Origin of the sequence: Nonomuraea sp. NPDC047529 (genome assembly GCF_040642995.1) — a bacterium.
GTDB lineage: Bacteria > Actinomycetota > Actinomycetes > Streptosporangiales > Streptosporangiaceae > Nonomuraea.
In genome coordinates this window covers 68,500-80,932 of sequence record NZ_JBEYTJ010000010.1, presented here as the reverse complement: position 1 = coordinate 80,932, position 12,433 = coordinate 68,500, and the positions used below count along the sequence as shown (strand labels likewise).

Genomic DNA, 12,433 nt, shown 5'->3' with positions numbered 1-12,433 from the left:
CGCGCCCGGTATGTGACTCGGCCGTACGGGCCGGGCCACGTGTCACGCGTGGAGGTACGTGCTCCTATGATCCGATGCGTGGCCAAGTACTTCGACCTGCACCCTGACAATCCCCAGCCTCGCCTGATCGGCCAGGTGGTCGAGACCCTGCATGCCGACGGGCTGATCGCGTACCCGACGGACTCGTGCTACGCGCTGGGGTGCCGGCTGGGCAACAAGGACGGCCTCGACCGGATCAGAGAGATCCGGCACCTCGGCAGCGATCATCACTTCACCCTGGTCTGCAAGGACTTCGCGCAGTTCGGCCAGTTCGTTCATGTGAGCAACGCGGTGTTCCGGCTGGTCAAGGCGGCGACTCCGGGCGGGTACACGTTCATCCTGCCGGCGACCAAGGAGGTGCCGCGGCGGTTGCTGCATCCCCGGAAGAAGACCGTCGGCGTCCGGATCCCCGATCACGTCGTCACCCAGGCGCTGCTGGCCGAGCTCGGCGAACCGCTGGTGTCGAGCACGCTGATCCTGCCCGGCGAGACCGAGCCCTCGACGCAGGGCTGGGAGATCAAGGAGAGCCTCGACCACATGGTGGACGCCGTCATCGATTCGGGGGAATGCGGCGCCACGCCGACGACCGTCGTGGACCTCTCACAGGATGCGCCCGAGATCCTTCGTCGCGGCACCGGAGACCCGTCCCTCTTCGAATAGGCGGCAGACGGCCCACCCGGCCGGCCACCCCTTCGGGAGGCCGGCCGTGCCCGCTCTCACCCTGGACGGCCGGGAGCGGTGACCAGGGCGCTCTGTCCCGGTGCGACCTGCGTGACCACGGCGGGGGCGTCCGGGAAGCGGGCCTCCCAGCGGTAGGTGGTGTCGCTGGAGGTGTTGGTGAGCGTGGTGGCGGTCCTGCCGTCGTGCCGGACGGTGATCGTCCCGTCGCCCAAGGGGATGCCCGAGACCTCGGCCCAGGCGATGTCGTCGGGCAGGTGGGACAGCGTGGTCAAGGCGTTCACGTCGGGTGTGACGCCGAGCAGGCCCTCGACGACCTGGCTGACGAGCGTGAAGGACACCTCCGGGTAGTCGCCGTTGAGGCCGCCCGCGACGTGCGGTTCCGCACGCCGGTCGAAGACGTGCCGCATCCAGCGCCAGGCGGCCGCGTTCCTGTCGTGACGGAAGAAGGTGTCGGGCAGGTACGTGTAGGCCTCGATGTTGCGGGGACGCTCGGGGCCGGCGGCTTGGCCGTCGATGAAGTCGAGGTAGGCCTCGTTGCGCGGACCTGGCTCGATGAGGTCCTTGAGCGGCATGAACCAGCTGTTCTCACAGCCCCATCCGGTGACGGGGACGCCGTCCACGGTGTAGCCGCGCACCAGGTCCGCGGGGTTCTCGCCGACACTCCAGACCTCGTTGAAGTGTCGCCTCAGCTCGGCGGCCCGGCAGGCGAAGTCCTCGCCGTCCAGGCCGCGGGCCCGGCTCAGGGCGCTCATCGCCAGGTATGCCTGATACCGGGAGCCGACGGAGTCTCCCGCCTCCGCCAGGTGCTCGCCGGCCAGCTCGTTGTAGCTGGCCACGCCCTGGAAGATCCCCCTTCCGGTGGCACGCGGCACGATCTCCGTCACCGCGTTGCGGTAGTAGGACCACAGCACGGGATCCTCGACGTAGGCGCGGTCCCAGGTCCATCGGTAGGCGGTCCCGGCCTTCTCCACCAGCTCGTACACCGCGGGCAGCTCGCGGACGAAGGAGTCGGGGCCGCGGTAGTCGATGGACAGGTAGGAGCCGTCGAAGTTGAACGCCCACACCGGGTGGAAGCCGTGCTCGGGGGTGGCCGAGGCGGCGAAGCAGCGCAGCATGGTGAGGTTGGCCTCGGCCATGCCGAGCAGGTGCGCGCCGACGATCTGGTGGGCGAAGTCGCGGGCGTAGAAGCCGCTGCGGTGTGCGTAACCCGCCCAGTAGGAGGGCAGGTAGCGGCTCTGTCCCGTCCCCGCGGGCCGGTGCTCGTCGACGTCGACGGGGCCCCACGAGCCGCCCTCGTGCCGCAGGCGCAGCGCCCTCGCCCGGGCCCACTCGAACATCGCGACCAGCTCGGAGCTGGCCGAGCCGATGCGCATCATGGGCCGATGCTGGGACGGATCACCAGCTCCCCGGGCAGCAGCAGCCCCGCCTGAGGGGTCGCGCCGTCCTCCACCGTCCGGATCAGACGGCCGATCAGCGCCCGCGCGATGCGCTGGAGCGGCAGCCGTACCGTGGTCAGGGCGGGATGGAGGAACGCGGTGAGGGGAAGGTCGTCGAAGGCGGCCAGAGCGAGATCGGCGCCGATCTCGATGCCCTCCTCCCTGGCCGCGGCGTAGACGCCGAGCGCGAGCCAGTCACCGGCGGCCACGACGGCCGTCGGGCGGTTGCGGCCGCGCAGCAGCTCACGGGTGACCGTGACGAGCTCCGCGGGGCCGTCGCCCGGCGCGGAGAACTCCTGCCCCACCAGGCCGTGCCTGCGGACGCCGGCGCGGAAGCCGTCTCTGCGGTCCTCCATCCACGGTTGCGCGCCGACGGAGGCCAGGAAGGCCACGCGCCGATGCCCCCTGGCGGCCAGCAGCCCGACCAGCTCGATGACCGCCTGAACGCTGTCGACGTCCACCCACGACTGCGGCTGGTCCGGCATCGTCCTGCCGAACGCGGCGAACGGGAACCCCGCCGCGGTCAGGTGCGCGACCCTGGGGTCGTCACGCATCACGTCCGACAGCAGGAAGGCGTCCACGGTGCGGGCCGCGATCACCTCGTCCAGTGCCTGCTCCTGACTCTGGCCCGGGCGCGGCCGCAGCAGCAGGATCCGGTAGCCGACCTCACCGGCCGAGGCCACCACGGCCTCCAGGAACCCGCCCATCAGCGGGTTGGGGTTGGCGGGGTCGTCCACCGGCGTCGGGTAGGCGATTATGCGCCTGGTGCCCGACTTGAGGCTGCGCGCCGACTGGTCGGGCCGGTAGCCGAGCTCCTCGATCAGCCGGGTCACCCGTTCCAGCGTCTCCGGCTTGAGCCGCTGGGGGGCGTTGAGCGCGTTGGAGATCGTCTGGCGGGACACGCCCGCCGCGCGGGCGACGTCCTCGATGGTGATCCCACGGCGTGCCGCCACTCAGTCTCTCCTCACCGTCAGCAGGCCCCCCACGGGTACCTCGACCACGCTCGCGCCGGAGGTGAAGCGCAGCTCGCTCTCGCTCACGAGCCGCCCGCCGCAGTCGCGGACCTCGGCCGTCGCGACACCCCGCCCGTGCAGGACGACGCGGGTGTCGGGGGCGGCGTTGGCCACGAGCAGCTCTGCGATCTCCGGCACGTCCACAGGCAGGGCAGCGTACCGGGCCACGACCTCGTTCTCCTCACTGTAGGCCCGCACCAGCGGGTATCCGTGCTCGACCCCGTGCGGTTCCAGCACGCCGAGCTGCAGCGTGGCGAGGTGGCGCCGGAAGACGCCCAGCCAGAACCGGATGGCGGCGAGCTGGTCGGGCCGCTGGGCCGCCAGGTCCACGGAGATCTGCGGCACCGAGAAGAGCACGTTGATCAGGTGCACCGCGACCTGCTCGGCGGACTCGTCCGGATGCCAGAGGATCATGTCCGAGTGCACGGCCTGAGGTCCGGCGGTCAGCCGCAGGTCGATCGTCCGCTGCCGGTTCTCCTGCGGGCTGAGCGGGCAGTCCACCGCCCTGACCATGTTCGCGTACGGCCACAGACCCGGGCTCGTGTACGGCTGGCGGTGCTCGATCAGCACGTCCGGCTTCGCCGCCCGGAGCCTGACGTCGAGCTCGCGCAGCAGCTCCGCCACCCCTTCGTCGGTACCGAAACGGTCGATGAAGTCGATCTTCAGGCCGTCCGCGCCCCACTCCTCCACCGCTCGCGCCAGCTTGTCGACGAGGAACGCGCGCACCTCGGGGTGACGCGGGTCGAGGACGGCCGCGTCCATGTGGTCGAGGTAGCGCAGGAACTTCCCCTCGAAACGCTCGAACGCGGCGTTGTCCTTGCCCACGAACGGCAGCGCGTACCACAGCAGGTAGGCCATGCCGTCGCTCTGGACCCGCTGGATGTGCTGCCCGATGTCGGAGATGTTGGGCTCCCAGTCGCCGCAGAAGGCGTACCCCCGCGACCGGTCGGCCGTCTGCCACCCGTCGTCCACGATCATCGTGGCGCAGCCCAGCTCCTTCGCCAGACGGGCCTGGAGCTCCACCGACTCCCGCGAGACCTCCTGGTGCATGCTGTACCAGGTCGAGTACACGGGCAGCCTGGCCTGACGCGGCGTGGGCGGCAGGTCGCGGCCCTCCTGCCACCATCCGGCGACCTCGGTCAGCGCCGCGGAGAACTGCCGATCCGACAGGTCCAGCCGTATCCGCAGCCCCTCGCCCTGCACGGTGAAGACGAACTCGCCGGTCTCCTCGATCACGCCGCCGGTGAAGCTGCCGGTCACCGAGGCCAGGGCCACTGTGCACAGGTTGGCCCCCGCCGTGCCGACGAGGCTGACGACGGGCGCGCCGGAGATCAGCCCGGCCGCCGTCGGAGAGCTCCAGATCGGCGGGATCCAGCGGGTGCCCGAGCCCGGCGTCCAGAAGGCCGCGGCGTTGACGCACGGCAGTTTCCACTGCGCCGCGTTCCCTTCGGGGGCGTCGATCAGCCAGACGTCCGGCGCGACCGGGGTGACCGTGATCGCCTCCGTACCGGCTATCGCCACCTCGACCTCGCCCGCGCGGACGACGGTCGTCTCCCCGAGGGCGTGCGGCTCCCAGATCTGCATGGTCAACCTTTCGTGGCCCCGGCCAGCAGGCCGGAGATGAACTGTTTCTGAAGGATGAGGAAGAGGATCATCATGGGCAGCGCGGAGATCGCGGTGCCCACCATCACCTGGCCGAAGTCGGTCCTGGCCAGCCCCTGGAGGGTGGCCAGCGCGACCGGCAGGGTGAACATCTCGGGCGTGCGCAGCGCGATCAGCGGCCACAGGAAGTCGTTCCACGCGCCGAGGAACAGGAAGACCGCCAACGCCGCGAGCGCGGGCCGCATGACCGGCACCACCACCCGCCACAGCACCCGGAGCTCCCCCGCCCCGTCCACGCGCGCCGCGTCGAGCAACTCGTCGGGTACGGCCTGCAGCGACTGCCGGATGAGGAAGATCCCGAACGGAACGGTCAGGTTCGGCAGGATGAGCGCCGGGAAGGTGTCGATCAGCCCGAGGTCGTTCATCATCTCGAAGATCGGGATGATGGTGACGCCGCCCGGGATCACCAGCGTCGACAGCAGCAGGACGAAGAAGACGTTCCTGCCACGGAACTCGAACTTGGCGAACGCGTAGCCCGCCAGCAACGCCACGACCAGCGCGATCGACGTCTGGACGGCCGCCACGAGCAGCGTGTTCCCCAGCACGTGGAGCAGGCCGATGGACTCCTCCAGCTTCGCGGTGTTCGCTCCGAGCTGGTCGCCCGGCGAGAACGTGGGCGTGGCGCCGAAGATGTCGGCGTTGGCGTGCGTGGCCGCCATGGTCAGCCAGTAGAACGGGCCGACGCACAGGGCGAAGCACGCGGCGAGCGCGAAGGTCAGCAGCCAGCCCTTCATTTCCTGCCTCCGGTGAGCTTGAGCTGCACCAGCCCGAAGCCGGCCACGATCAGCGTGAGCGCGTAGGCGATCGCCGAGGCGTAACCGAAGTCGAAGTAGCGGAAGCCGTTCTGGTACAGGTAGAGGGAGATCGTCAGGGTGGAGTTGTCCGGGCCGCCGCCGGTGAGCACGAACGGCTCGTCGAACAGTTGCAGCGTGCCGATCGCCGACAGCACGATCGTCAGCAGCAGGATCGGCCGCAGTTGCGGGACGGTGATCGACCAGAAGCGGCGGACCGCTCCCGCGCCGTCGACCATCGCCGCCTCGTACAGCTCCTTCGCGATGCTCTGCAGCCCGGCCAGGTAGATCACCGCGTTGTAGCCGCAGTAGTGCCAGGTCAGCGCGATGACGATGGCGATTCGCGCCCAGAAGGGGCTGCCCAGCCAGTCGATCGGGCTGACGCCGAAGAGGCCGAGCAGCCAATTCAGCAGGCCGGAGTCCTTGCTGAGGATCACCGAGAACATCACGCCGTAGGCGACCAGGCCGGTCAGCGAGGGCATGAAGACGCCGAGCCGCCACAGGGCGCGCAGCCGTACGAGCTTGGAGTTGAGGCCCAGCGCCAGCAGCAGCGCGAGGATCAGCATGATCGGGACCTGGACGACGAGGATCAGCGCCGTGTTCCCCAACGACGTCCAGAACAGCGGGTCGTTCACCAGCCTGACGTAGTTGTCCAGTCCGGCGAAGGAACGCGCCGCCCCGGCGCCGGTCGTCAGGCTGATGTAGGCCGCCGCCAGGATCGGATAGGCCTTGAAGCAGACGAAGCCGAGCAGCGCGGGCAGCACCAGGAAGTACGGAACGTTTCTCCTGGTGAGCAGGCGGGCGGTCATCCCGCGAGCTTCCTGCCGGACTGCTGGGACAACTGCTGGGCCGCCTGGCTCAGCGCGGCGGCCGGGTCGGCGCCCTTCAGCAGGACCTGGGTCTGCGCGTCACTGGCGATCTTCAGCGCGCGGGCGTAGTCGCCGGAGTAGTAGGTGGCGTCCGCGCCCTCGCCCAGCGCGTCCACGAAGGTCTTGAGCGCGGGCTGCCCGCCGTAGTAGTCCGTCCTGGCGGTGAACCGCGGGTCGGCGTAGGCGGCGGTCAGAGCGGGGAAGACCCCGCCGTCCTCGAACATCTTGTTGATGACCTCGGGCCTGGTCAGCGCGTACTCAAGGAACTTGAACGCCTCCGCCTTGTGCGGGCTGGTTCCGGAGACCGACAGGTACGTGGAGTTGACGATCGCGGTGCGCTTGCCGCCCGGCACGACGGCCGGCGGCTGCATGACGCGCCAGAGCCCCTTCTGCTTCGGCCACGTCTCGGGGATGTAGCCGACCCCCCAAGCCGCCCATGGCAGCACCGCGACCTTGTCCTCGCTGATCAGCTTCTTCCGCGTCCCCTCGCCGGAGGTGTCGGCGACGATCCCGGCGTCGTTCATCTTCTTGATCAGGGTCATCGCCTGCACGGCGGGCGCCGAGGAGAGCGTGACCGCTCCCTGACGGTCGAAGTAGAAGGCGCCCTGCTGCTGCAGCAGCGACTGGAAGAGGTCCATGTCCACGCTGCCGGCCGCCGGCTTGTTCAGGCCGATCAGATAGGCGCCCGTCTTCTCCTTGAGCTTCTTGCCGGCCTCGATCGCGTCGTCCCAGGTCCTGATCGCCGCGGCGTCGATGCCTGCCTTGTCGAACAGGTCCGAACGGTAGAAGAACCCGACCGGGTTGACCTCCCACGGCATCGCGTACGCCTTGCCGTCCTTGCCGGTGACCGTCGGCCACAGGCCCTCGGCGAAGGCGTCCTTGTACTTGTCGGCGCCCAGCTCGCTCAGGTCCGCCAGCCCGCCGGGGAACTTCTCCATGTATCCGGGCAGGTAGTCGATGCCGATGTGCAGGACGTCCCCCAGGCCCTTGCCTCCCGCGGCCATCCCCACCGTGATCTTCTCCCAGATCGCGGGGTTCCCGACCACCTGGACGTCGATCTTGATGCCGGGGTTCGCCTGCTCGAAGTCCTTGGCCACCGAGGCCAGCCCGTCGGAGGCGGGCTTCCAGCTCCAGACCGTGATCTTCACGGGACCGGCGGACTTCTGGTCGCTCCCGCCCCCGCCGCCGCAAGCCGTGACGGCCAGAGCGAGAGTCGCGGAGACGACCATGACGAGAGGTCGGTTCATGACGATTCCTTTCTCGGGGGGTGCAGGGCGGCGGCCAGACGCTGTACGGCCTCGCCCGAGGTGGTGGCGTGGGGCGAGAGACGGATCCACTCGCCCCGCAGAGTCGTGGTGAGCCCGGCGGCGGTCAGCGCGGCATGGACGGCCGCCGGATCCTGGCCGGGCATCGTGAAGGACCCGATGCCGCTCCACACCGCGGCGCCACGTCCGGGGCCGGGCCTGGCGCCGGGCGGCGCCGGCCCGCTGGCGCCGGCGGGCGCGTCCAGCAGCACCCGTGCCCCGGCGGCGCGGGCCGTGTCGAGCAGCTCACCCAGCCGATCGGCCGTCCTGCGGCCGATCTCCGCGACGCCGGCCTCCAGGACCAGCTCGATCGCGACGCCCAGGGCGGCGACGCCGGAATAGTCGGGATTGGTCATCGTGTGCGCGGCCGCTCCCGCGAGCGGCGGCCGGGGCGCGGGCCCCGCCAGCGGGCCCTCGACCCCCGACCACCCGCCGAGCCCCGGCGCCATCAGCCCGGCGACGCGGTCGCGGGCCAGGAAGAGCGCCGCCCCCCATCCGGCGCGCAGCCACTTCTGCCCGCCGGAGACCAGCACGTCGGCGGCCTCCACCTCCAGCGGCACGGCGCCCAGCCCCTGGATCGCGTCCACGACCAGCACGCGTCCCGGCCCGAGCACCTCCTTCAGCGCGCCCAGCGGCGCCGGGTAGCCGGTGAGCGCGTCGACCGCGCTGACCGCGAGTGCCCGCACCGACGCGTCCAGGTGCTCGGCCAGCACCTGGGGGGTGAGGCGCACTTCGTCGATCCACCGCACCCGGAGCCCGCCGCGCCCCTCGAACCGCAGCCAGGGGTAGACGTTCGCGGGGAACTCACCCCGGGGCAGCAGCACCACGCCCTCTCCGGGCAGCGCGGCGGCGGCGGCGAACAGCCCGTGGCTGGTGGAGGAGACGAACGCCACTTCGTGCTCGGCCGCCCGCAGCAGCCGCGCCGCCGCCGAGCGCGTCCGCGCCGCCTGCTCCTCGAACCAGGCCAGCGGCATGTCGCCGACGCGGCGGTGGGCCGACTCGGCCAGGACCGCCGCGACCGCGCGGGAGAGCGGCCCCAGCCGGGCGAAGTCGAGGTAGCCGGATGGCGCGGCACAAATTTGAACGTTCATATCCTCTGGAGGCTTATCTAGGCATGACGAAGGGGGGAGTGTGCGGCTGACCGGGGATAACAGGGCTCAGCAATATGAACGTTCATATTACGCAGCTTCCTCATGGCCGCAAGCAAAGATTGCATAACGGGCCCGGGGAGGCAGGCGACTCACACCTTCAGCGGTTCGACCAGAGCCACGAGGAAAACGAGAAAGCCCCAGCTCAGCGTACTGAACTGGGGCTTTCGTGCGGTGCGCCGCCAGGGACTCGAACCCCGGACCCGCTGATTAAGAGTCAGCTGCTCTAACCAACTGAGCTAGCGGCGCTTGCAGAGAGGAATATACCGGTGATCCGCATGTTGGTCGAATCGACCTCGGATGGACTCCTGCCGCTAGAATAAAGTTCGGCCTGCAGACAGGGAGCATCGATGTTCGACTCGCCCGCCGACGTGACGGCGCGGCTCGCCGCCGTGGACTACCTCTCCGACGACGCCATCTCCACCTCGGTGTTCCTCGCCGCCGCGCTGGGCAAGCCGCTGCTGGTCGAAGGGCCCGCCGGCGTGGGCAAGACGCAGCTCGCCAAGGCCGTGGCCCAGGCGACCGGGTCCGAGCTGGTCCGCCTCCAGTGTTACGAGGGGCTCGACGAGGCCCGCGCGCTGTACGAGTGGAACTACAAGAAGCAGCTGCTCCGCATCCAGGCGACCAGCGCCGACGACGACATCTTCACCGAGGAGTTCCTGCTGGAACGCCCCCTGCTGAAGGCGATCAGGTCGGCCGACCCCACCGTGCTGCTGATCGACGAGACCGACAAGGCCGATGTCGAGGTCGAGGGGCTGCTGCTGGAGCTGCTGTCCGACTTCCAGGTCACCATCCCCGAGCTGGGCACGATCGCCGCCACCCGCAAACCGTTCGTGCTGCTCACCTCCAACGCCACCCGCGAGCTGTCCGAGGCGCTCAAGCGGCGCTGCCTCTACCTGCACATCGAGTACCCGACGCCGGAGCGGGAGCGCGACATCGTGCTCGCGCAGGTGCCGACCATCCGGGCCGACCTGGCCGAGCAGCTCGCCAGGACGGTCGCGACCATGCGGGCGCTGGAGCTGAAGAAGGCGCCGTCGGTCGCCGAGACCGTCGACTGGGCCAACACGCTGCTGGCCCTCGGCCGGGAGGAGCTGGACGAGGCGACGGTGGCCGGGACGCTGGGCGTGGTGCTCAAGCACGCCTCCGACCAGACGCGGGCGATCAAGGAGCTGGGGCTGCCGGATGCCTGAGCGCATGTCGCTGGTGGACCGGCATGTCGGGTTCGTGCACGCGCTGCGCGAGGCGGGCCTGCCGGTGTCGCTCGCCGAGGGGCTCGACGCGGCCCGCGCGCTGCGGGTGATCGACCTGAGCGAGCGCGAGTCGCTGCGCGCCGCCTACGCTGCCACGCTGGTCAAGAAGCCGGCCTACCGTCCCGGCTTCGACGTGCTGTTCGACCTGTGGTTCCCGTCGTCCACGACCGGTATGCACGCCCCGCGCCCCGGCGACGCAGGGCTCGACCCGCGGACGGCCCCGGTGACCGAGCTGCGCGACCGCCTGGCCGGGCTGCTCACCGGCAGCACGGACGCCGAGCTGCGGGAGTTCGCCCAGGCCATGGTCGAGCGGTTCGGCCGCCAGCAGACCACCGGGCCCGGCCGCCAGAACTGGTTCTCCTACAGCGTCCTGCGCGCCCTGTCCCCCGAGACGCTGATGGCCCGCATCCTGGCGAACGTGCTGGCCGGGCAGGAACGCGGCGGGCTGGCCGAGAAGACCGTGCGGCAGCGCGTCAACGGCAACATCCGGCGGTTCGAGGAGGCCGTGGCCACCGACGTGCGCCGCCGCATCGCCGAGGACTCGGGCATCGAGCGCATCGCCCGCTCGGCCGTGCGCCCGCCGCTCGACCAGATCGACTTCCTCCGCATCACCAGGGCCGACCTGGCCAGGCTGCGCAAGGAGGTCTACCCGCTGGCCAGGCGGCTGGCCGCGCGGCTGACGATCAAGCACAGGAAGGGGCGCAGGGGGCGGCTGGACTTCCGGCGGACCGTGCGGGCCTCGCTGCAGAGCGGCGGCGTGCCGCTGACCACGCACTTCAAGCCGCCCCGGCCGCACAAACCCGAGCTGGTCATCCTCTGCGACACCAGCGACTCGGTATCGTCGTTCGCCCACTTCACGCTGCTGCTGACGTACGCGCTGCGGGAGCAGTTCACGAAGGTGCGGGCGTTCGGGTTCGTGGACCGGGTGGACGAGATCACCCGCTTCTTCGTGCCCGGCGCGGACGTCGTGGAGGCCATGACGAGGCTGGCGGACGAGGCCGACATGGTGCGCTTCGGCCGGACGAACTACGGCCACGCCCTGGAAGGCTTCGCCGAACGCCATGCCGACGCCATCGGCCCGCGGACCTCGCTGCTGATCCTCGGCGACGCCCGCTCCAACTACCAGCCGCCCGCCCTCGACGTGCTCAGGCGCCTGACGTCGGGGGCCCGCCACGCCTACTGGCTCAACCCCGAGCCCAGGCCGCAATGGGACACCGGCGACTCGGTCGCCAGCGAGTACGGCACCGTGGTCGAGATGCACGAGTGCCGGAACGTCGCCCAGCTCACCGCGTTCATCGAGACCCTGGCCTGACGGCGGTCAGACCTTCTGCAGCTCCCTGGCCGCAGTGCGGGTCAGCAGCTCGACCTGCTGCTCGGTGAACACCACGCCCTCGACCGCCCTGATCCGCCGGGAGACCAGGCGCGGCTTGATCAGCGCGAGGCCCTCGCCGACCACGACGCCGCCGCGCGGCAGCAGCCCGCAGTGGACGGCCAGCATGGGCGAGATCGTGACCTCGATCCCGGTCTCGCGGGTCAGCAGTTCGGCGAACGCCTCGGCGGTGTCGACGAGCGGCTTGGCCCATTTGCTGCCGTACTTCTCGCTGAAGAACAGCCTGCCGTTGTAGCAGCCGATCTCGGTGTCGGGGCTCCAGGACTCGTTGTCGATGACCCAGATGCCCGTCGGGCCGATCACGAGGTGGTCGATGGAGGCCTGGTCGCGGATCGCGCGGCCGTCGAGCACCTGGTAGCCGCGCCTGGCCAGCTGCCTGCGCAGCAGCCGTCCGGTGATCAGCTCGCCGCGCCGGGCGCCGCGCCAGACGGCCGTCGCGCGGAACGAGCGCCAGTCGATGAACCAGTCGACGGCGGCCACCAGACCGGCGGTGACGGCTCCCCAGAACAGGATGAACTCCGAGCCGAACCGCAGCGCGAGCAGGACGCCGGCCACCGCGCCCACGCCCGCCTTGACGTACCGGGACCGGCGCCGGTTGGGCGCGTCCTCACGCCAGAACTTCTCGTACCACCACTGCGGGGATGAGCCTGTGTACTTCTCGTCCTGCTGCACGTAGATAGAGCCACCGGGCACGGCAAACTCCCCGAGTCAGTAGAAACCTTCAGGATCTGCCACTCCGAAGATCCTCACCGGTCTAAGTGATACCCATGCTTGAACCAAGGCGAGCCTAAGGTGACGTAAATAGAACCCGCAAGACCGTCAACCGACCAGTCGGTATGCTATGGCGGTG

Annotated in this window: 11 protein-coding genes and 1 tRNA gene; 3 read left to right on the top strand and 9 right to left on the bottom strand. The window is 70.2% G+C overall.

Features of this window, described 5'->3' with window-relative positions; all coding sequences use genetic code 11:
• The first annotated feature begins 78 nt into the window (after positions 1-78).
• On the top strand, positions 79-699 hold the full coding sequence (locus ABZ815_RS18020; RefSeq protein ID WP_357699099.1) for an L-threonylcarbamoyladenylate synthase: 621 nt from the start codon (positions 79-81) through the stop codon (positions 697-699).
• A gap of 56 nt (positions 700-755) precedes the next feature.
• Here the strand turns inward: ABZ815_RS18020 and ABZ815_RS18015 are convergent, their stop codons facing one another.
• The 8 genes from ABZ815_RS18015 to ABZ815_RS17980 form a co-directional block, all read right to left on the bottom strand.
• Positions 756-2,096 carry a hypothetical protein gene (locus ABZ815_RS18015; protein WP_357699097.1) on the bottom strand — a complete coding sequence of 447 codons (1,341 nt, stop codon included), beginning with the start codon at positions 2,094-2,096 and terminating at the stop codon, positions 756-758.
• Complete coding sequence (locus ABZ815_RS18010) at positions 2,093-3,109, bottom strand: LacI family DNA-binding transcriptional regulator (protein WP_357699095.1); 1,017 nt, start codon at positions 3,107-3,109, stop codon at positions 2,093-2,095. Before ABZ815_RS18010 ends, ABZ815_RS18015 begins: the two co-directional genes overlap by 4 nt.
• On the bottom strand, positions 3,110-4,753 hold the full coding sequence (locus ABZ815_RS18005; RefSeq protein WP_357699093.1) for a glycoside hydrolase family 36 protein: 1,644 nt from the start codon (positions 4,751-4,753) through the stop codon (positions 3,110-3,112).
• A 2-nt stretch (positions 4,754-4,755) separates the two neighbouring features.
• On the bottom strand, positions 4,756-5,565 hold the full coding sequence (locus ABZ815_RS18000) for a carbohydrate ABC transporter permease (protein WP_357699091.1): 810 nt from the start codon (positions 5,563-5,565) through the stop codon (positions 4,756-4,758).
• A complete protein-coding gene (locus ABZ815_RS17995) occupies positions 5,562-6,431 on the bottom strand; it encodes a sugar ABC transporter permease (RefSeq protein WP_357699089.1) in 870 nt (289 codons plus the stop codon). Before ABZ815_RS17995 ends, ABZ815_RS18000 begins: the two co-directional genes overlap by 4 nt.
• Complete coding sequence (locus ABZ815_RS17990; protein ID WP_357699087.1) at positions 6,428-7,738, bottom strand: sugar ABC transporter substrate-binding protein; 1,311 nt, start codon at positions 7,736-7,738, stop codon at positions 6,428-6,430. The genes ABZ815_RS17995 and ABZ815_RS17990 overlap by 4 nt, the downstream gene beginning before the upstream one ends.
• Positions 7,735-8,886: an aminotransferase class V-fold PLP-dependent enzyme gene (locus tag ABZ815_RS17985; RefSeq protein WP_357699085.1), complete on the bottom strand. Its 1,152-nt coding sequence runs from the start codon at positions 8,884-8,886 to the stop codon at positions 7,735-7,737. The genes ABZ815_RS17990 and ABZ815_RS17985 overlap by 4 nt, the downstream gene beginning before the upstream one ends.
• 232 nt (positions 8,887-9,118) lie before the next feature.
• Positions 9,119-9,192 (bottom strand) — tRNA-Lys (locus ABZ815_RS17980).
• 101 nt (positions 9,193-9,293) lie between these two features.
• On the opposite strand from ABZ815_RS17980, the gene ABZ815_RS17975 reads away from it, so the two are divergent.
• Positions 9,294-10,133 carry a MoxR family ATPase gene (locus tag ABZ815_RS17975; protein WP_357699083.1) on the top strand — a complete coding sequence of 280 codons (840 nt, stop codon included), beginning with the start codon at positions 9,294-9,296 and terminating at the stop codon, positions 10,131-10,133.
• Positions 10,126-11,505 (top strand): VWA domain-containing protein, encoded by a 1,380-nt coding sequence (locus tag ABZ815_RS17970; RefSeq protein ID WP_357699081.1) that lies wholly within the window; start codon positions 10,126-10,128, stop codon positions 11,503-11,505. The genes ABZ815_RS17975 and ABZ815_RS17970 overlap by 8 nt, the downstream gene beginning before the upstream one ends.
• A gap of 6 nt (positions 11,506-11,511) precedes the next feature.
• On the opposite strand, the gene ABZ815_RS17965 is transcribed toward ABZ815_RS17970, so the two are convergent.
• Complete coding sequence (locus ABZ815_RS17965; RefSeq protein ID WP_357699079.1) at positions 11,512-12,276, bottom strand: nuclease-related domain-containing protein; 765 nt, start codon at positions 12,274-12,276, stop codon at positions 11,512-11,514.
• Positions 12,277-12,433 lie beyond the last annotated feature (157 nt).